The following is a 19,539-nucleotide window of genomic DNA, read 5'->3' on the forward strand; positions in this document are numbered from 1 at the left end:
CTAAGGGATCTATATAATATCTTCTGATTTATAACCGCCCATTAATACAATCATCGACTCGCTGACGCGGCATCTTCCCGCAAGACGTGATCAATCTCAAATTCAAGTTCAAAGCCGGCATGTTTGTCTATTTTGTATCGCTCCATCTCACCTCTCTGACGGCCAAGCTGCCAGCCCATAAGCTGGGCTGCGCCGTTACGCTTTTGCCCGTCGATCTCTTCACGGCTAAGACCATACTTTATGCCAAGACGCTCCGCTTGAGCATCACGTGCAGATATTTCCTGATCAATATTCGGCACGCTTATGTTGTAGCCGAAGTACTTTCTGTAAAACCAAGCCTCTATATCTGCCCGCTCCAAGGTCTCTTCATAGTTATATTCATGTGAGTGCTGGACGATTGCATTTGGGCAGTAGACCTTGCTCCAACCGCGTAAAATCGCTTGCTGTGCCCATAGCTGATCCTCCCCATAAATGATTTCCGGGTACGGTAGCTCGTTCCATGCGTCCCGACGCATGCAGGAGTTGTTGTCACTGTAAAAATGTAGGATTTGTCGCCATCCTAGATCACCCGAGTTCCACTTATCCAAATCAGTATATTTAGACATCAATAGCGGGAAACGGTCGAAGCCTGCAAAATGATTACGCATCTCCATTTTGGTCGAAACACTGGCGGTCCGATGCGCCAAATGTTTTCCGAAACCGCCACGCGCGTCCGGGAATTTTTCCATCGTCGACACGAAGTTGTAAAGCCAAAAACAATCTAAAGGCACGGCATCCTGGGTAAGAAACACCACATATTCGCCACTCGAATTTGCTACCCCAAGATTCCGAGTGCGTCCATGTTGGAAATCCTTTTTCGGGATTTCAATGGTTTTCGCGAAAGGCAACTTCTTGGCAGCGATCAAGGTGTTATCAGTAGAACCGCTATCGACTACAATCAACTCAAAGGGCCATTGCGCTTTTTGTCCCTCTAGTCGCTGAATTATCTCTTCAAACCTCTGCCCCCCATTAAGGGTAGGAATGATCACTGATGCTTTGACGGGTTCCTTTTTAATTAAGGCGGGAGATACCGGCCTCCGATCTTCCCATGGACCTTCTGACAGTCGTTCACGAAGGGCCGATTCTACAACCCTAGCCGCAGATTCCCAAGACGTCGATTCTGCCCATGCTTGACCACGTCGAGCAAGTTCCAAACGCTCACGCGGATTGGTCAAAAGATAACAAATTGATTCTGCGATTTTTTCCGGGAGAGGAGAGGTAAAGTAGGCAGCATCCCTGGAGATCGAGTGACGAGTACTCTCGACGTCCATTTCAATAACTGGCAAGCCGCAAGCCATCATTTCCTGCGGCACCAATGAATAGTTAGTCGCCGAGAAACATAAGCCCAGATCGCAGCTACGATAGATAGATCCGAGCTCATCAGCTGAGAGTACGCCGTGGAACGTCGATGAAAATATAAGGTCTTCAAAAGAACGGTCGGTGCCGAAGATGTCAACGTGAAAATCAATGCCCTGTCGTGCGAGGTGTTCGAGTGCCAGCAATGCTAGCTCAACGCAACGCCTTTCTGTACCAATTCGACTGTATACTGCAATACGCGGAACTTTGTTCTTGCGATCAGCCGTTGCAGCAGCATAGTAGAAGTCTGGATCGTAAGATAAGTAGAAGTCTCGCGCCCATCGGCCGTGCTGGGTCTCTAGCATGCGACGCAGCCAGGGACTTGCGCAAATGCATGCTAGATCTAAATTATAAGTCTCTTCTGCAAGAACGCCTCGGCTCCCGCGGGCATAAAACATGGGCTCATAGTCTTGAACGAAGTAAAATCGATCTTTGAAACCTTTAGCTGTGCTTACCAAAGCGGCCGTATCCCAGGACGTCGCAATAAGAGCGTCGCCTTGTGTCTCTACAAACTCAGGTGTAATAACCCGTAACTCCGCTTTGACGAACTGATAATATTTTAGAATGTCGTCATAACGACTGTCGAGATTGAGTGGGTCTTTAGTGTTAATCCAAATCGTGCACCGATGGCCGAGATACTCAAGCCAGTGCACCATGCGGAAAATTGTCATATGACCGCCGCCGCCAATGCCGTAATTTGGGATTACCCAGTGTACGTCCATGTGATTGGAGTTATAGCTGAGAACTGGATCTGCAATCGTTCCAGATTTAACATGATTAGCATCATGTAGCATTTTATCGGTTACACAAGAGATATCACGCAAGGCTTTTGGCCTGACCGCGGGAGGAAGGTTAGGATGCGTCTTGAAGCCTTGGGAACGTCCCCAAATAAGGTAATGCGTGAGGGGATCGATTTCGTATGCCTCGGCGCGCGGATAAGACTGTCGATAATAGGATGTTGAAAACCATGGTGCAGGGTCGCGGTTTTCCCGCCAACCGAACAGAAGAAAATGTTCAAGGTAATCAATGTCGGCGCCTTGGAGATCAGGTGACGAATCCCGATAAAAACCAGCGTCAAATGATTCTGCAATAATATTTTTCGACAGTAATACTCGTACATTGCCATCGGTTGCATTGAGAACGGGATCTACAGGGCGCGGTACTGATCCTTGGGTAGCCCCATTCAACAAGTAGTCGGAAAATGGATCTCGATTTGTGAAGTCCACTTTCCGATGCACTTTTTTATAAAAAGCGGTCGAGAATTGCGAGTTTGGATCTAGGTCTTCCAACCAACCGACACTTCGGTAATGCTTGAACGGATTTGCGTCGTTGGTCGTCAGTTCATTTTTTTGCGAGCGATAATAATCAACATCAAAATGAGACTCGAAGACTTTATGTGTTTCGGTATCTGCCCAACGCGAATAGCGGGCACTGCCGTCGTCCGTATGCCCCCTACGACCTTCGGCTCTACCCCACGTCAGGTAATGTACAAAAGGATTTATGCCCGCCTTACGGACATCGGGATTACGTTCCAAATAATACTGCGTCGAAAAATTTTTAGCTGGATTACGACCTTCTCTCCAGCCAAAAGACAGGTAGTGCAAGACAGGGTCTACATTACATCGATGTATTCGTTCATCCTCAGCCATGTACATTTCGAAATCGAAGCTTCTACGTGTCAACTCGATGACGTCCAGCGAGTGTCCAGAATTCTTTGAAACGTCGCGAAAGTCGGCCTTCGGCAATCGACCTTCATATCGCCCCCATTGGATGTAATGCAGAAAGGGCACAATGCCGGCTTCGCGTACATCTGGGCTTCGACGAAGATAGAACTTGCTAGAAAAGTCCGGATGGGGGTCGATTCCGAGTTTCCAGCCCTCACGCATGTAATGTGCGATCGGATCATCTTGGGCCGACTTATCAAGAGTCTGCTGAAGATAAAATTTAGTGTCAAAATAATTTTCTAACAGGGCATATTCGAACACAAAAGGATCGTCTGCATTATTTGATACACTTTCTTTCTCAAAATCTACAACGAAGGCTGTCGTATTCTCCAACGGATGTTGTTGCACTGGTTCCTTCGCCATAACACTCGGCCCCGTTGTAGTCTTTATCATAAGACGTTCCATTTATGTTCATGGACAGACCCTTAAGGCCCTGTTTTTTCTAATTCTCGTTAGCAAGACATTGATTTCAAAAGACTTAAATTCCGCTGCTGAGATTTTCAGAAGTGCCCACATAGTTCTGAAAGCCACTTCTTCATAAAACTAGCGCTGACGCAACTCCAAACTTGGACATCTGTGTTTACAGGCTGCCTGTCGGTTTCCACGCTGAACTGATACAGTGCTCAATGATCAAAACTCATGGGCCCATTTGCGGTGACCGATGCAAAGCTGACGCAAATCATCAGCCGTGTAGTGCTGACGGATATTGACGGGCATTCCCATGGCGAAATCTCCTTCCGCGATGTTTAATCATGGTTTGCCTGAAAACGGAATCCCGAGAGTCAATTTGATCGGGCGTCGGTATTCCCTATCCGCACGGCTCGCCAAGACCGAAGCGGAACGCGACACTCTGCTGTCGCGGGTGGAAAGGATCGATCAGCTCCGCAAAGCTTTGGCACTTTTGGAAAACTGCTGCGAGCAGTTGGTGGCAACGAGATCCGATGAAATCTACACAACCGTGATGGATGGCGGTTAAGCGCAGACTTTGCATGAAATAGACACCGCACGTCGCAACGCCCTCAAAGACCCAAACGACGGAAACTGAGAAGCTGAAACCGAGCGAGCGTTTCCGTCAAGACCCGCTGTTGACCCGCCGGCGCGACATGACCGAAGATAACGACCTCTCGTTTTCAGTCTAGTGCACCGACTCATACAGACGGTACAGGCAGTTCGTCGATCTTTGCGAAAATGTCGTTGGCGGATTTTGTCCAGACGAAGGGTCTGGGATCGGCGTTCTGTCGCTTGATATAATCGCGGATTGTTTTTTGCAGATCAGGCACGGATTTGAACACGCCCCTTCGCAGTGCTCTTCTGGTGAGAGCTGAAAAGAAGTTCTCGACCGCATTGAGCCACGATGCGGATGTCGGGGTGAAATGGAAGGTCCATCGGGGATGATCGGCCAGCCATTCGAGCACCTTGGGATGCTTGTGGGTCGCGTAATTGTCGAGAATGGCATGGACGACCTTTCCTGCCGGCACGGCTTTATCCACCGCATTGAGAAAGCGGATGAATTCCTGGTGGCGATGGCGGGACATGCATCGCCCCAGCACGGTTCCATCGAGGACATTGAGGGCGGCGAACAGGGTGGTGGTGCCATTGCGCTTGTAATCGTGGGTCATGGTGGCGCATTTTCCGGGTTTGAGCGGCAGTCCCGGCTGTGTGCGATCGAGTGCCTGAATCTGGCTCTTCTCATCGATGGAGACGACAATCGCATGGGCCGGCGGGCTCATATAGAGGCCGACAATGTCCTCCACCTTCTCGGCGAAGGCGGGGTCGCTGGATTTCTTGAATGTGCGCAGGCGATGGGGCTGGAGACGATGAGCCTCCCATATGCGCTGGACAGACCGCAACGAGATACCAATGATGCCGGCGACAGCACGCCCGGTCCATTGTGTGATCGAACCGGGTGGCTCCGAGCAGGTCAGCGCCAGCACGCGCGCCGTAACGCTGGTGCCAAGGGAGCCTTGCCGGGCGGCCGTGTCTTGTCGCGGATCAGGCCTTCGGGACCCTCTTCGCCAAACCGCTGCTGCCAGCGCCAGACGCAGGGCCGACTGACCCCGACACGCCGGGCAACATCCTGCACGGTCAGACGTTCCGCCGAAAACAGAATGATCCTGGCCCGCTGAACGTGTTTGAGCGGACGATTGCGATCCGACACGATCACTTCAAGCTGAAGGCGGTCGGCAGGGTTCAGAAGAATACAAACGGTCTGGGACATAAACCCAGATTCGCACATCTAAACGCAAATGTGAATCTTATGAATGCGTCATTGCACTAGCGTTGATCGCCAGAAACACATCGGAAGCGCCAGCGATCCTGTGCGCCTGTCCTGCATGTTCAGTCTCACGAGATGCAGCATTCCACAGGCATCTGAGATCAAAAGGTGGAAGGTAGGCGCGTGCTGGCCTACAGCAAACCGTTCCGCCATTGCCTCGATACTCTCGCGGTCGCCGGGGCCAATCGGTTTGATGACGTATGGCAGGCACATCTGTCGTCGCTTCTTATGTCCCATTATTGAAAAACGGCATTCATAAATGCTTAGAGCGCCGTACTCCAATCTGTCATGCCGCACGCTAACAGAAGAAGAGCGGAGATCATCTCAACGAGCCTTATCTGAATTTGCCACAGCGGGCCGAATTCCCATGACCTAATTTGCGCGGGATACTGGTCGATCACGTTGAAGGCGAACAATCTTCTTGCGTTTAAAAGTTTCGCAAAACTGCCCTCTCGAACCCAGGACAAGTCAAACAGCCTTTGCTCTTCGATCCCACGTCAAGCTCCTGCATAATCCATGGTCCTCGCCATGGCCGAAAATGGCATCCAGCGGTTCAGATCTATAGAATAACGTCAATGGCCATGACCGGCTCGACCGACATGAGTACGCCCGCAGCTCCGTCCCATTGTATTGCCTGCAGGTTTCGCCCGAGCAAATCGCTCCCTTCCAGCGCTTTTTTGAGCGGCCAACGACACTCGGGCCGCTCGCCCAGTTGATTATGCCGTCCTCTCGACAAGACACCCTGCCTACCGTCATTGGTCAAGCAGCGCTCAAGAGCTGCGCCCGCGTTTATGCGACGCTGCGCTCCGGCAGGGTGGTTCCTGCAAGCGCCGGTCCACTGTCCGAAAATAGCCGGGCAAGGTCGATGATGACGACGAAGCCGGTTTCGCGGCGCACCACGCCGCGGATGTAGTCCGAGCGCCAGCGCACGCCGATGTCGGGTGCTTACTCGATGCTGTCGCGCCGGAAGGGCGTCACCTCGAACACCTTGTCGGCCACCAGCCCCAGCGCGAGATCCTTCTCGCCCAGGGGAATGTCGAGCACCAGAATGCGGGTGTGCGGCGTGCGCACGGTGGGCGTCATGCCCAGCCGCAGGCGCAGGTCGATGATCGGTACGCCCTGACCGCGCACGTCGCGCAGGCCCATCAGGTAGTCGGGCCCGTGCGGGATCTTGAACGGGTCCTCGTGGTCCAGGATCTCCCGGACCACGGTGACGGGAACGGCAAACAGCTCTTCCCCGAGGCTGAAGGTGACGAACTGGGACTCCGCCGGCATATGGTCCATATCAGGCGCTCTGCTTGAAGTCGGCGTCGTCAGCGTCGGGGCCGCCCATCGACATATCCAGCGCAAAACCCTTCACGCGGGCCTGCTGGGCAGAAACGCTCTGGCGGGGGGCGGCGGCGGCCGGCTTGCGCGGGGCGGCTGACGGGCGAGACGGTGCCGCATGATGCGCAGCCCGCTGGGGAGCGGCGGCGACCGGGGCCGGCTTGTGAGAGACGTTGTCCACCCGGAAAAAGGCGATGGAGGCCTGAAGCTCCTCGGCCTGGGCGGCCAGCTCTTCGGATGTCGCCGACATCTGCTCGGAGGCACCGGCATTCTGCTGCGTCACCTTGTCGAGCTGCTGGATCGCCTCGTTGATCTGCGAGGCCCCGATGTCCTGCTCGCGGCAGGCAGCGGAGATCTCGGCGATCAGTTCGGCCGTCTTGCGGATGTCGGGCACGAGGCGTCCGAGCATGTCGCCGGCTTCGGTCGCCACCTGCACCGTCTCGCCGGAGAGACCGCTGATTTCGGCGGCCGCCGCCTGGCTGCGTTCGGCCAGCTTGCGCACTTCGGAGGCAACGACGGCAAAGCCCTTGCCATGTTCGCCGGCACGAGCCGCTTCCACGGCGGCGTTCAGCGCCAGCAGATCGGTCTGGCGGGCGATTTCCTGAACGATGGAGATCTTCTCGGCAATGGTGCGCATGGCGACGACGGCGCGGGCGACGGCGGCACCGCTGGCTTCGGCGTCTTTCGACGACTGGCGGGCGATCTTCTCGGTCTGGGCGGCATTGTCGGCGTTCTGCTTGATGTTGGCGGCCATCTCCTCCATCGAGGCGGAGGCTTCCTCGGCGGACGAGGCCTGCTCGGTCGCGCCCTGGCTCAGCTGTTCCGAGCTCGAGGACAGTTCCTGGCTGCCCGAGGAGACGTTGTCGGAGGCCGACAGCGCATCGCCGACGACGCCGCGAAGGCGTTCGACCATGGCGTTGACGTGGGAGAGCATCTCGCCAATCTCGTCCTTCGAACCGACGACGGCAAGCTGCGTCAGATCGCCTTCCGCCACGCTACGAACAGCCGTAGATGCGCGGGCCAGACCGCGGCTGATGGTGATGGAGATCCAGACGGCAGCACCGATTGCGATCAGCGACGCGACCGCGGCTAGGGCGATCATGACGGTCCGGGTCGTCTCATAAAGAGCGTCTGCCGCCTGATCGGCATCGGCAAGCTGCGTCTTGGACAGTTCCACGAGTTCGGCCACTGAGGCGTCGATCACATTGGCAAGCTCGCGGCCTTCCGTGATCGACAGACGAAGCGCCTGATCCGCGGAACCGGCTTCCATCATGGCATAGATGCGGCGGTTGACGTCCTCAGATTTCGCACCGAGCTCCTTGATCGCCATCCACTTCGGACGACCTTCCGCGCTGGCGATCGCCAGTGCCTTGCCCAGCGTCTCGTTCATATGGGCGAAAGCCTTCGTGCTCTTGGTGTTGGCGGCTGCAAGCTCGGTCGGCGTGTTGGTCGTCAGCATGTTCTTCTGCTGACGGATGCCTTCAAGCTGCGAGATGTTGAGGCTCTGCGCGAACTCGAGCCGCGTGACCGGGCCGGCGAGAACGTCACTCATCGACTGATTGAGATTCGAAAGGCTGTACAGGGCATAGCCTGCCGTACCCACCATCAGAACGATGAGAAAGGTAAAGGCGGTGGCGAGCTTCATTTTCAGCGTGAAGGTCATGATTTCGATCCGATGTTGCCGATAGACGGAGGAGGGAATGCGATCTTAGTGGGAGGCAAAGATCTTCTTGAGGTGTGGCACGATGATGAACTGGCCGTTTCGCTTGACGAGGCAGTCGATGAAATCCGCCCGCCAGCGCATGCCGACGCTTGGCGGCGGTTCGCTGGATGCCTGGGCAAGGGTGGTCACCTCGTAGACCTTGTCGGTACGGATGCCGACGAGGCAGAGCTCGCCGTCGATGTCGAGCTGGACGACGATGATGCGGCTGTCGATGGTCGTTTCGCCCGCCTCCATACCGAAGGCGAGGCGAATGTCGGCCAGCGGAATGACCTTGCCGCGGAAATTGATGACGCCGCCGAGAAAGGCCTTGGAGCCGGGCACACGCGTTTCGGGCAGGAGGTCCAGGATCTCCTGCACCGTCATGGCCTCAATGGCGAAGGTTTCGCCATTGAGATTGAACGTCAGCACGGACATCTCGTCTTGCCCGTTCCACGTGCTGGAAACGTCGCTTCGGGTAAGCTGCAGGCTCATACGACTGCGCGCACCTGCGCCTCCTGTCCAGCGCATGTACGCGCGCGCGAAGCTGTGATTGGCAATGCCTGATCCGTCATAGCCCTGTCCCTAGCGTTGAGCCCGCAGACCCTAAATCCACGCGACGACTGCAGCTCAAAGCAGCCCAAGCGTGGCGATCGAGCCGACGTGTCCTCACAGATGCGGAGGAAACCCGACACGGATGTCGTTGATGAGAAATGATTGGTCGACCACGGAGATCCGTATCATTCGGATCAGGGTCCGGCGCGTAACCGGGCCAATCTTAACAACCGACGTTTGCATAGAGGTGGTTAATGTTGGATAAATAAATTGCTAAAGTGTGTGAACACAAGCATTTTCCGACAAAAGTGGGGTTGCCGGAAATGCTTGCGTTTTATGTCTCTTGCAGGCGCCCGAGCCGCTGCGGACGTCGTTCTCTCGCCCACTGTCAGCCCTTGATGATCTCCGGCCAGAAAGCCGCCGTTGCGTCCAGCAGAGGAGCCGTACCGGCGGCAATCCAGGGGATGTCGCTGTCACCTCGGGTGCCGATGCGAACATTGAGGCCGGCCTCGCGGGCAAGGACGGCGCCGCCTGCGATGTCCCACATGGTGGTGATCTTCTGGAGGTGCCCGTCGAAAATGCCCCGTGCGGCGAAGACCAACGACACCGAGGTGGTGTGCAGCGCCTCGACCACCCAGCCCGCTTGCCGAAGACCGGTGTGCAGCGCGCCGATCTCGGCGATGTCGTCGTGTGCGCTGTCGCCAAGCGAGACGACACGGACATCGCCCAGCGGAGCACTGCGGGCAAGGGTCACGCCGTTGCGCAGGAGGCCGGTGCCCTCGGCCGCACTGTAGACCTCTCCGAAGACAGGAAGGGCGACGACACCGAGGTCCGGCCGGCCATCGGTAACGTGGCCGAGCGAGATGCCCCAGAGTGGCGAGCCCCGCAGGAAGTTCGAGGTGCCGTCGATCGGATCGATGATCCAGTAGGCATCGCCGCCGACGCCGCCGAGTTCCTCGCCGACGACCGTCTCGCCCGGGAACGCCGCGTCGAGACGCTGGCGGATCAGGGTCTCGATGCTGGTATCAGCCTCCGACACGAAATCCTGAAACCCCTTTTCCCGTGTGGCGATCGCGTCGCGCGCAGCAAAGAAGGCGAGCGCTTCGTGCATGGCCTCTTCGACGATCGCGGTTGCCTTCGACAGGCGGTCTTGCGTGTGCGTCATGCCGCATCTCCCTCGTTCTGCGTGGCCCAGGCGCGAAATGCCTCGATCTCATCCGTCTGGATCGCGCCGACACCTGCTTGCCTGAGCCGGCTCCAGACCGCATGCGGGTCGTGAAGCGCGCGGCTGTCGTTGTAGTCGAGGCAATGGGAGACATCGAGCGTGTTGATCCAGACGCGGATGTTCTGCCGGGCGAGTTCTTCGCGGGCGGCCGCGATGTCATCGATATCGTCGAACTTGACCTCGATCATCGGCGCGCGGAGGGCCGCGATGCGGCGAAGATCCTCGGAAAAGCGGTCTTTCCGGACGCGGAACATTGGCATGTGCGGGATGCGGCGGAACCAGTCGGCATCCAGAATCGGAAGACGCGTCGCATCAATGTCGATATCGGTCTTGACCAGAACCTGAGCCTCGACGCCAAGCCGCAGGACCGTCTCCACGACGGCGGGCAGGTCGCGCTCGAACTTCGTGTCGATGTTGACGGCGATGCGGCCGCGCGCGGCCTCGAGGATTTCCTCAAGCGTCGGCACGTGCTCCTGCGTCGCTTCCGCACGCTGGCCACCGGCGCCGACCTTCAGGCGGGCGTTGCGAACGGTGTCGAAGGGAAGATCGGCGACCACGCCTGTGCCGGTCGTCGTGCGGTCGAGCGTCTTGTCGTGGATGACGACGAGGTGCCCGTCGACGGTCGCCTGCGTGTCGATCTCGACCATCTCGACGCGTGCCGCGATGGCCGCCTCGATGGAGGCGATCGAATTTTCCGCCGTGGTCTTCCAGAAACCGCGATGGGCGATGGTGAGGATGGCGGGATTGTCGCGCGAGGCCATGACGAGGACGTCGGGCGTGTACGACGGGGCGGCGGCGAGGTGGCTTTGGGAGGTGGGCATAAGGTCTTGCTTTCGGTTCGGGTTGGGGTGTGCGGACATCAGATCTTGCCCATGCCGGCCGCCATCAGGTCGTCGCGCAGCACGCGGCCGGCGATGACGAAGATGACGAGGGCGGGCAGGAGCAGGAGGAAGGAGACGATGGAGGCGAGCGGCAGCTGCATCGAATAGGGATCGAGATACATGTAGAGCTTGATCGGCAGCGTCTCGACCACAGGTGCGCCGACGATGAAGGATTTATCGAACTCCTCGAAGCTGCCGACGAAGGACATGAGCCCGCCGGCCAGAAGCCCGGGCACGGCGAGCGGCAGCACGATATGCCTTGTGATGCCGAACGTGCCGGCCCCGAGTGAGCGGGCGGCATGGAGGAGGTCGTCGGGGATGGTCTCAAGGGCGGCCGTCATCAGCCGGATCATCAGCGGTAGGGTGCCGACGATCTGGACGAGGAAGACGCCGGTGACCGAATAGGCAAGGCCGAGCGCCAGAAACACCTGGCCGATGCCCACAGCCACCACGATGCCAGGAATGATGATCGGCGCGAGGATGAAGATCTCCACCGCCCGCTTCAGCCGGAAGGGAAACCGCGCCATGGCCCAGGCCGTGGGCAGGGCAATGAGGGCCGTGGCGAAGGTGACGATAAAGGCGATGACGATGCTGTTGATAGCGGCGCGCAACAGGCCGCTATCGCCGAGCACGCCGGCCCAGCGTTCCGTCGTGTAGCTTTGCGGGAGCACATGCGGCGGCGGCCAGCCATCGGCGATGCTCCACAGGAACATCAGCCCGAGCGGCAGGGCGATTGCCAAGAACAGGAAGACATAGAGGCCGACCGCGACGGGAAGCCGGTCTTCGCGTGTGAACCGCCGTTTGCGGGTGGCAGGCGAAAAGGTGTTTTCGGCAAGGACGGTCATTTTGCATCTCCGTGTCCATGCGCATCGCCGATGCGCGATGTCAGGGTGTAATAGGCGACGAGGACCGCCACGGCGAAGGCGCTCAGCACCATGCCCATGGCGAAAACCTGGGGAAACCGGCCCTGATTGAATTCGTTGACCATCAGCACCGAAAGCGGGCGCGCCGTCGGCGGTCCGACGATATCGGGAATGGCATAGGAGCCCATGGAGCCGATGAAGGTCAGGAGCACGGCCGCCGTGATGCCGGGCATGGCGAGCGGCACCTCCACAAGAAAGAATGTGGCAAGCCGCGACGCCCCGAGCGTGCGGCCGGCAAAGCGGATATCCTCGGGGATGGCGGCAAAGGCGCTGGTGATGATCAGCGTCATGAAGGGGATCTGCTTCCAGACGCTGGCGAGAATGACGCCGACGCCCCAGTCGTCGCGCACGAGTTTCGGCAGGCCGAGCCCGAGAGGCGCCACCGCCCGGTCGATGAAACCGCCGCGCTCGAAGAGGACGATGATCATCAGACCGACGATGATGCCGGGCACCGCGAGCGGCAGTTTGTAGAGACCGCTGAAGAGCTTGCGCCCGACGAAGTGCCGGCGGATGGCGAGCGACAGCGGCACCGAGACGAGAAGCGACACGACGACCGGCGCAACTCCGTAGTAGAGGGAGGTGCCGAGCCCTCGTAGCATGGACGGGCGCGTAAAAATGCGCACGTACCAAGCGAGCGTGAACGTTCCATCCTCCATGCGCAGGCTGCCGATGAAGGCGGAGGCGAGCGGGCCACCGAAGAACAGGAGAAGATAGCCGACGCCCGGCGCGAGAAGCAGCGGCAGGAGAAAGCGTCGGTCACGGAGATATGTGGGCATTACGCGGCCTCCCGGCTGGGCACGCGGTCCGCGAGTGCCCGGTCCTCAAGCACGGTGAGGCGATCGGGGAACGTCAGCGCCACGGTGCGGCCGGGCTCGATCAGCGCATCGCCGCCCGCCTGGCTGACCTTCAGGAGGGTCTCGCCGACGGCGACCGTATAGAGCGCGCTTGCGCCCATGAAGGACACGCCGGCAACCGTCGCCGGTGCGCTCGAGACGTGATCGCAGGCGCGGATGCCGATGCTTTCCGGCCGCACGGACACCTGTGCCGGACCCACGGTCTCCGTGGCGAGATCGACCAGCTGGCCCCAGGGCAGTTGCCCCTGCCGGCCGGAGGCGGTGACGGCGAGAAGATTGGTCTGGCCGAGGAAGCCGGCCGTGAAGGCCTGTTTCGGCGAGCGGTAAAGCTCCAGCGGCGTGCCGATCTCGACCACGCGGCCGGCATTCATCACCACGATCCGGTCCGACATGGCCATCGCCTCCGCCTGATCATGCGTGACATAGAGGCTGGTCGTGCCGATACGCCTGTGCAGCGCGACGAGTTCGTGGCGCAGCGTATCGCGCAGCTTCGCATCGAGATTGGAGAGCGGCTCGTCGAAGAGCAGCAGGTTCGGCTGCATGACGATGGCGCGGGCGAGCGCCACGCGCTGCTGCTGCCCGCCGGACAGCTGGCGCGGCATGCGGGCCGTCAGGCCCGTGAGGGTGCAGATGTCGAGCGCGTGAGCGATCCGCCTCTGCTGCTCGGCCTTTGGCACGTTCTTCATGCGCAGGCCGAAGCGCAGGTTCTGCTCGACCGTCATGTGCGGAAACAGGGCGTAGGACTGGAACACCATGGCAATGTCGCGCCGTTCGGGCGGCAGCATGTCGATGCGCTGGCCGGCGAGGCGGATCTCGCCGCCGCTCTGCTGGCTGATGCCCATGACGATCCGCAGAAGCGAGGATTTTCCGCAGCCGGACGGGCCGAGAATGGTCACGAACTCGCCCTTCTCGACGGAGAGCGAGACAGGATGAAGGGCGCGGCTCGCACCGTAATCCTTGGTGATATCGGTGATTGCAAGCATGGTCATGGCCGTTTCCCGATGGATCGGAGGAGTACTGTCTGTGCTTTGGCCCGGACCCCGGGCGGCAGCGGGAGAGCCGCCGGCTTGAGGTCCGGTGAGCCTGCTACTAGTTGAGCACCTTCTCATCCAGCGCCTCGGAGAGCGCCGTCGCCATGTCCCAGAAGGCGGTGACGCTGAGGCGCGGATAGACGCTGGACGGCAGCATGTGGACCTGTGTTTCCGCCGGCACCTGATCGCTGGTCACATCCGTGCGCGGCGAACGCGAGGCCTTCGTCTCGAGCTTCCAGAGCTGGAATTCCTTGCTCATGGCCATATCGATCAGGAGGAGGGCGGCGGCCACGTGCCGGGCGTTGGCCGGCACGAACATGGCATCGCCCGAGCCGACCTGGCCCGTTTCGAGCAGCGTCAGGCGGATCGTTTCCGGCACCTGCTTGGTGCCGAGGAAGGTCATCACCTGGTCTTCCCAGACGGTGCCCATGGACAGCTGGCGATTGTTGATGAGGTTGAGCGTATCGGCATTGCCGTTGGTGAGTTCGGCAACCGCCAGCAGGCGGCGATAATAGTCCCAGACCGGATCGAGGCATTCCGAGCCCATGGCCCATTCCTCGGCTTCGTCCAGCGTCTGGTTCGTGTCGGTCAGTTGCGCCTTGCAATCGCCCGTCAGCAGGTCGAGCGCCAGCGAATAGAGGAACCCGCTGCCCGAGCCGCCCTTGGCGGGCGAGGTGACGCCGAGGCGCTTGGGGTTCTTTTCCGCCCAGGCGAGCAGGTCGGTGAAGCTTTTCGGAATCTCCGCGGCTGTCACGACCGCGCTGTCATAGCCGATGGCCGTCTGGTTGAGATGGACGAGCGGAAAACTGCCGCCGTGTGGCTTGCCGAAGATGGTCTCGCTCAGCACCGGATCGTAATGATCCATATTGGGCAGGATCTTGGTCAGCGCGATCTTGCCGACGACGCCCTTGGACGACAGCAGCGGGTAGCCGCCGCCACCGGCGAAATAGACATCGACGGGCGAATCCTGGCCGGCGGCCTGCACGGCGATGAGCTGCTGGTTCGCCTGGTCGCCCTTGACGTCGGAATAGCTGACCTTGATGCCGTACTTGGCCTCGAAGCGGCGGATCAGCTCCTTCCAGGTGTCGCCGAAGCTGCCGGCGAAATTGTACATCGTCACAGTACCTTCCGCTTTGGCAGCGGGCACGACGATCTCGTAGAAATTGTCGCGCATGACCGACGAAAGATCGAAGCTCAGGTTCTTCATGTTGGTCTCGGCCGCAAGGCACGGGGCAGTGGTGGCGGTCAGCGCGAGAACGGCGGCGGCAAGAATGGTCCTGAACATAGGTGCTCCTCGGGATCCGATGGGGATGTGGGAATGAGAGACATGCCCTTTGGCGACATGCGCGTTTCCGATGGAGACTTATTACTACACCTTAAGTGTAATATTTATGACGGTTTTGTAAAATGTGGGATCATCGGCCCGACATCGTTGCCGGGCAGGGTCGCGCGCGATATCCAACGCCATGACGTCAAAGCGAACACGGCCGGGAGAACGAGACATGGCAGCGGAACGGGACGCCCTGTCGCGGGTGCCGCTTGCCAGCGACAACGAGCGCATGATCCTCAATATCATCCGCCGTTATGGTGCGATGGCGCGCTCGACGATCACCAGCCACACCAACCTCACGCAGCAATCGGTCCACCGGCTGGTCGAGGGGCTGGTTGCGCGGGGGCTGCTGCGCACCGGCGCGCCTGTCGGCGGCACGCGCGGTCAGCCGAGTCCGACCATCGAGCTTGCGCGCGACGGGGCCAGCGCGGTCGGCCTGTCCGTCAACACGGACTCGGTCATTCTCAGCATCACCGACCTTGCCTGCGGTATCGTCGTGGAAGAGCGGCTGGACCTTCAGCCCCGCGATCGGGAGGAGACGCTGCGCACCATTGCCGTGAGGCTCGATGCGTTGCTGGCAGAGAATCATATCTCCAGGGACACGATCGCGGGCCTCGGCTTTTCCATGCCGGGCTTCTTCGTGTCGGAGGAACGCGCCTTTAACGCGCCGGAGCCGCTCTCCGACTGGTCTCTCCGAGATCTCCGACCAGAGCTTGAGCATACCTTCGGTTTGCCCGTCTGGCTGGAGAACAATGCGACGACGGGCGCGATCGGCGAGAGCATGCGCGGCGTCGGCCTCTGGTGCCGGACGTTTGCGTTTCTCTCGTTCAACTACGGCTTCGGCGGCGGGTTGATCCTCGACGGCAAGCCGTTCCACGGCTTCCACGGCAATGCCGGCGAGTTCAGCGGCATGTTTATGCCAGGCGAATCCGAACGGCGGCCGGCGCTGCAATATCTTCTGGCGCGGCTGCAGGAAAACGGCATCGGCATCGACAGCGTCGATACGCTGCGCCGGGATTTCGACCCCGCATGGCCGGGCGTCGAGGACTGGTTGGCGGAGACCATGCCGCAGGTCGACCGGCTGGTCGCAACGCTCGTTGCCGTTCTCGACCCGCAGGCGATCGTCTTCGGCGGACAGTTGCCGACGGAGCTCGGACGGATGATGATCGAACGGGTGCACCTTCCCTCGCAGCGGGTGCACCGCTATGGCGTCGGGCCGAAGGAGGCGCGCCTTGTGCTTAGCGAGACACGTGGAGACGCCGCCGCCATCGGTGCGGCGCTCCTTCCTTTGAAGATGCGATATTTTCGGTGATGTCTCCTGTTCCCGCAGAGCCTGCCGAGTTCCGAGCTAGAAAGTAATCATCAGGAGCCGTGATGAACTTGCTAAGGCTGAAATGACTGCCGCTCCTCGCTCGGCCTCGATCTCGGCGCACGGCAATATTCCCGGTCGGGAAAATTTTCGCCGGTATGAGATACGGCTTTCTTAAAATTCCCGATCGGGAAATTTAACTCGACAAGACCGCAGATATGCTGCTATTTTCCCGCTCGGGAAATAAATATGGCAAAACAAGTTAAAAGTCCAGCCGACATCGGCGCCCTAGTCCGCAGCACACGCAAGGAGCAAAACTTGCGGCAGGACGAGCTTGCCGGCGTTTCGGGCGTCGGCCTCCGGTTCATTGTCGATCTCGAAGCAGGCAAGCCGACAGCACAGATTGGAAAAGTCTTGCAGGTTCTGCAAACACTGGGTTGTTCGATTGACATTTTGGCCCCTGGGGAACGTCGAAAGTGACGGTAAGGGTTCTCAATGTGTGGTGGGATGGTCGCTTCGTTGGGCAATTCACCCAAGATAGACATGGCGACATTGGCTTTGCTTACACCGAAGATTGGCATGAGGATGAAAAGGCGCTTCCGCGTTCCGCCTCCCTTCCAAAGCGCCAGGAGCGCTTCTCCCATCGTGAATGCAGACCATTCTTCGGTGGCCTATTGCCCGAGGAAAGCCAGCGTCTGGTCGCGGCCCAGGCGTTGGGAGTCTCACCTGCGAACGACTTCGCACTTCTCGATCGCTTGGGCGGGGACGTCGCTGGCGCGCTTCAGCTTTTGCCGGAAGATGAGGAGCCGACAGAAGCAGGGCCGATCACGGGCCAGCAACCGGCATTTCTGGACGATGCCGGAATTGTTCGGATACTGGACACACTTCCGACACGGCCGTTATTGGCCGGGCAAGGAGGCCTGAGGCTTTCGCTCGCTGGCGCGCAATCCAAGGTACCGCTTATTCTGATAGACGGCCAGCTAGCGCTTCCAATGCCTGGACAGGCAACAACGCATATTCTGAGTGTCGGTCCGAGCACTTTATGAAACGTTAGAATTATTTATCGAAATTTGCATTTGCGGGTTTGCGTCACAGGCGTCGTTGTGATTCCCTTGGCCTTTCGAAACGCGAGAGGAGGCTTCGATGTGGACGATCGAAAACCGCGGACGATATGATCGCAGCAAATTACGATATCCGAGTGATCTGACGGATGAAGAATGGGCTCTTGTCGAGCCGTTGATCCCGGCTGGTAAGCGGGGCGGCGGCAAGCGCACGGTGGTTTTGCGCGAGGTGGTGAACGGCCTCATGTATGTCCTGTCGACAGGTTGCCAGTGGCGGGCGGTGCCAAAAGACTTGCCGCCCCGAAGTACGCTGTTTGGCTATTTCGACCTGTGGAACTGGGACGGGACGCTCGGCCGCCTCCATGCTGAGCTCTATGTGAAATGCCGGGAAGCAATGGGCCGCGAAGCAAGTCCTACGGCTGCGGTGATCGATAGCCAGAGCGTCAAAGGCGCCGAAAAAGGGGGGCTTGCATCGACCCGTGCGGGTATGATGCGGGGAAAAAGATCAAAGGCAAGAAGCGCCATATTCTTGTCGACACGGTAGGTCTGCTGCTAAACGCCCTGGTCCACCCGGCAGACATTCAAGACCGCGATGGCGGGGCTCTGGTTCTGCGGACATTATTCGGGCGCTATCCGTTTTTGACAAAGCTATTCGCCGACGGCGGCTATCAGGGACCGATCTTTGCCAAGGCACAGAAGAAGGCCAGACCAGGTCTGAACACTGAAATCGTCAAGCGATCCGATGCTGCAAAAGGCTTCGAGATATTGCCACGCCGTTGGGTCGTGGAGCGAACCTTTGCGTGGCTTGGGCGATGCCGGAGACTGGCCAAAGACCTCGAGAACCTATCGACAAATGCGCTCGCCTTCCTCAAACTCGCATCCATCCGCCTGATGCTGCGAAGGCTATGTGCAAACTGAAAAAGTTTCCGGACCGACTCTGAAGCCGCCAATCGCGCGCTTTTCAGGGACAACCGAGAATGAAGCCTTCGTGATGAGGCTCGCAGCAGAGATCGGCCTGGATGTTGCGCCTGTCGAACCCAGATCGGCGAATGGGCGCTCATTCCTTTTGGTCGAGCGTTATGATCGCTATTGCGATGCCGAAGGTCTGGTTCGCCGCATTCACCAGGAGGACTTCTGCCAAGCACTTGGTGTACCACCCGAAACGAAGTATGCCAGCGAGGGCGGGCCGACCTTTAAGGATTGCTTTGAGCTGTTGCGTCGGGTCTCTGAGCGGCCGAGCACGGACATCGCCAAGCTCTTAGATGCTGTGATTTTCAACCTCATTGTCGGAAACGCAGACGCCCACAGCAAAAACTTCTCAATTCTATATGACGACCAGGGGCCGAGAATGGCTCCGTTGTACGACCTGCTTTCCACGGTGACCTATCCAGATCTTTCACCGAAAATGGCTATGCGGATCGGCAAGCGAGCAACGCTCGCCGATATGGACGCTGATAGTTGGCAGGCCTTCTCGAAGGAGACAGGTGTCGGCTTATTCTTAGTACGCCGTCGTGTGAGGGAACTAACCGATGCCACAGGGGACGCGATTCCCCGATTATCAGAAATTATGTCCCCACTTGCCGCAGATTCTTTGACGTTAAATCACGTAGCGGCTCTGATCGCAGACCGTGCCAAACTCGTGGCCCTGAGCATAGAACTCAACAGCGCCAAGCACTTCCGCTGAAATATTGAGTTGTAGCCCCGCTCGCAGCGCGCGCGACCGGCTCGCGGTGAAACCTGTTAAAACCAGACCTCGCTGCAGAGCCGCGAGGCAAAGGGCAGCGGTCATTTTTTTTCTCGAAATTCCTACTTTTACTTGAAGCGAGGAAAGGAGATAATGATGGCTACTAGCGACGTGGATTTTGAAGTCTACAAGGCCCTCACCATCCGGCGTGAAAATAGAGGGATTTGGGCATCAGACGCTCAGACCTCGTCAAGCTCGGCTGGCGAA

Annotated in this window: 14 protein-coding genes and 3 pseudogenes; 6 read left to right on the plus strand and 11 right to left on the minus strand. The window is 58.8% G+C overall.

Annotation, left to right across the window (positions count from 1 at the left end; genetic code table 11):
* Positions 1–50 precede the first annotated feature (50 nt).
* Complete coding sequence (locus tag GA0004734_RS22120; protein WP_175386620.1) at positions 51–3,512, minus strand: rhamnosyltransferase WsaF family glycosyltransferase; 3,462 nt, start codon at positions 3,510–3,512, stop codon at positions 51–53.
* A 328-nt stretch (positions 3,513–3,840) separates the two neighbouring features.
* Here GA0004734_RS22120 and GA0004734_RS22125 point away from each other — a divergent pair, with 328 nt between their 5' ends.
* Positions 3,841–4,095 (plus strand): hypothetical protein, encoded by a 255-nt coding sequence (locus tag GA0004734_RS22125; RefSeq protein WP_139056324.1) that lies wholly within the window; start codon positions 3,841–3,843, stop codon positions 4,093–4,095.
* A gap of 172 nt (positions 4,096–4,267) precedes the next feature.
* On the opposite strand, the pseudogene GA0004734_RS22130 reads toward GA0004734_RS22125, so the two are convergent.
* The 10 genes and pseudogenes from GA0004734_RS22130 to GA0004734_RS22175 form a co-directional block, all read right to left on the minus strand.
* Positions 4,268–5,337, minus strand: a pseudogene (locus tag GA0004734_RS22130) (IS630 family transposase).
* An 846-nt stretch (positions 5,338–6,183) separates the two neighbouring features.
* Positions 6,184–6,678: pseudogene (locus tag GA0004734_RS22135) on the minus strand (chemotaxis protein CheW).
* Between the two features lies 1 nt (position 6,679).
* The gene (locus tag GA0004734_RS22140) at positions 6,680–8,383 is read right to left on the minus strand and encodes a methyl-accepting chemotaxis protein (RefSeq protein ID WP_092937902.1); all 1,704 of its coding nucleotides are present in this window, start codon (positions 8,381–8,383) and stop codon (positions 6,680–6,682) included.
* Positions 8,384–8,428: 45 nt separating this feature from the next.
* A complete protein-coding gene (locus GA0004734_RS22145) occupies positions 8,429–8,914 on the minus strand; it encodes a chemotaxis protein CheW (RefSeq protein WP_092937904.1) in 486 nt (161 codons plus the stop codon).
* A 448-nt stretch (positions 8,915–9,362) separates the two neighbouring features.
* Entirely contained in the window at positions 9,363–10,139 is a 777-nt protein-coding gene (locus tag GA0004734_RS22150; RefSeq protein WP_092937906.1) for an inositol monophosphatase family protein, read from the minus strand.
* Positions 10,136–11,020, minus strand: coding sequence for a glycerophosphodiester phosphodiesterase family protein (locus tag GA0004734_RS22155; protein WP_245292582.1), 885 nt, complete (start codon positions 11,018–11,020; stop codon positions 10,136–10,138). The genes GA0004734_RS22150 and GA0004734_RS22155 overlap by 4 nt, the downstream gene beginning before the upstream one ends.
* Before the next feature lie 38 nt (positions 11,021–11,058).
* On the minus strand, positions 11,059–11,925 hold the full coding sequence (locus GA0004734_RS22160; RefSeq protein ID WP_092937908.1) for an ABC transporter permease: 867 nt from the start codon (positions 11,923–11,925) through the stop codon (positions 11,059–11,061).
* Positions 11,922–12,779, minus strand: a complete 858-nt coding sequence (locus tag GA0004734_RS22165) for an ABC transporter permease (protein ID WP_092937910.1) — start codon at positions 12,777–12,779, stop codon at positions 11,922–11,924. Before GA0004734_RS22165 ends, GA0004734_RS22160 begins: the two co-directional genes overlap by 4 nt.
* On the minus strand, positions 12,779–13,846 hold the full coding sequence (locus tag GA0004734_RS22170) for an ABC transporter ATP-binding protein (protein ID WP_092937912.1): 1,068 nt from the start codon (positions 13,844–13,846) through the stop codon (positions 12,779–12,781). The genes GA0004734_RS22165 and GA0004734_RS22170 overlap by 1 nt, the downstream gene beginning before the upstream one ends.
* Before the next feature lie 100 nt (positions 13,847–13,946).
* Complete coding sequence (locus GA0004734_RS22175) at positions 13,947–15,173, minus strand: extracellular solute-binding protein (RefSeq protein ID WP_092937914.1); 1,227 nt, start codon at positions 15,171–15,173, stop codon at positions 13,947–13,949.
* A 217-nt stretch (positions 15,174–15,390) separates the two neighbouring features.
* Here GA0004734_RS22175 and GA0004734_RS22180 point away from each other — a divergent pair, with 217 nt between their 5' ends.
* The 5 genes and pseudogenes from GA0004734_RS22180 to GA0004734_RS22200 form a co-directional block, all read left to right on the plus strand.
* Positions 15,391–16,530: an ROK family transcriptional regulator gene (locus GA0004734_RS22180; RefSeq protein WP_092937916.1), complete on the plus strand. Its 1,140-nt coding sequence runs from the start codon at positions 15,391–15,393 to the stop codon at positions 16,528–16,530.
* Between the two features lie 246 nt (positions 16,531–16,776).
* Positions 16,777–17,007 carry a helix-turn-helix transcriptional regulator gene (locus GA0004734_RS22185; protein ID WP_092937918.1) on the plus strand — a complete coding sequence of 77 codons (231 nt, stop codon included), beginning with the start codon at positions 16,777–16,779 and terminating at the stop codon, positions 17,005–17,007.
* Positions 17,004–17,573: a HipA N-terminal domain-containing protein gene (locus GA0004734_RS22190; RefSeq protein ID WP_348626108.1), complete on the plus strand. Its 570-nt coding sequence runs from the start codon at positions 17,004–17,006 to the stop codon at positions 17,571–17,573. The genes GA0004734_RS22185 and GA0004734_RS22190 overlap by 4 nt, the downstream gene beginning before the upstream one ends.
* Before the next feature lie 97 nt (positions 17,574–17,670).
* A protein-coding gene (locus tag GA0004734_RS22195) for an IS5 family transposase (RefSeq protein ID WP_092937920.1) occupies positions 17,671–18,506 on the plus strand; the annotation gives its coding sequence in 2 pieces (ribosomal slippage) (positions 17,671–18,055 and positions 18,055–18,506; 837 coding nt in all).
* A 19-nt stretch (positions 18,507–18,525) separates the two neighbouring features.
* Positions 18,526–19,272 (plus strand): annotated as a pseudogene (locus GA0004734_RS22200) (HipA domain-containing protein); the annotation flags it as partial.
* Positions 19,273–19,539: the final 267 nt, after the last annotated feature.

Source organism: Rhizobium sp. 9140, from assembly GCF_900067135.1.
Classification (GTDB): domain Bacteria; phylum Pseudomonadota; class Alphaproteobacteria; order Rhizobiales; family Rhizobiaceae; genus Ferranicluibacter.

Excerpts from the sequence above, each read along its gene's own strand:
- GA0004734_RS22145 (WP_092937904.1), bottom strand. The coding sequence starts at position 8,914 with ATGAGCCTGCAGCTTACCCGAAGCGACGTTTCCAGCACGTGGAACGGG.
- GA0004734_RS22140 (WP_092937902.1), bottom strand. The coding sequence starts at position 8,383 with ATGACCTTCACGCTGAAAATGAAGCTCGCCACCGCCTTTACCTTTCTC.
- GA0004734_RS22185 (WP_092937918.1), top strand. The coding sequence starts at position 16,777 with ATGGCAAAACAAGTTAAAAGTCCAGCCGACATCGGCGCCCTAGTCCGC.
- GA0004734_RS22160 (WP_092937908.1), bottom strand. The coding sequence starts at position 11,925 with ATGACCGTCCTTGCCGAAAACACCTTTTCGCCTGCCACCCGCAAACGG.
- GA0004734_RS22165 (WP_092937910.1), bottom strand. The coding sequence starts at position 12,779 with ATGCCCACATATCTCCGTGACCGACGCTTTCTCCTGCCGCTGCTTCTC.
- GA0004734_RS22120 (WP_175386620.1), bottom strand. The coding sequence starts at position 3,512 with ATGATAAAGACTACAACGGGGCCGAGTGTTATGGCGAAGGAACCAGTG.
- GA0004734_RS22175 (WP_092937914.1), bottom strand. The coding sequence starts at position 15,173 with ATGTTCAGGACCATTCTTGCCGCCGCCGTTCTCGCGCTGACCGCCACC.
- GA0004734_RS22170 (WP_092937912.1), bottom strand. The coding sequence starts at position 13,846 with ATGACCATGCTTGCAATCACCGATATCACCAAGGATTACGGTGCGAGC.
- GA0004734_RS22150 (WP_092937906.1), bottom strand. The coding sequence starts at position 10,139 with ATGACGCACACGCAAGACCGCCTGTCGAAGGCAACCGCGATCGTCGAA.
- GA0004734_RS22155 (WP_245292582.1), bottom strand. The coding sequence starts at position 11,020 with ATGCCCACCTCCCAAAGCCACCTCGCCGCCGCCCCGTCGTACACGCCC.
- GA0004734_RS22125 (WP_139056324.1), top strand. The coding sequence starts at position 3,841 with ATGGCGAAATCTCCTTCCGCGATGTTTAATCATGGTTTGCCTGAAAAC.
- GA0004734_RS22180 (WP_092937916.1), top strand. The coding sequence starts at position 15,391 with ATGGCAGCGGAACGGGACGCCCTGTCGCGGGTGCCGCTTGCCAGCGAC.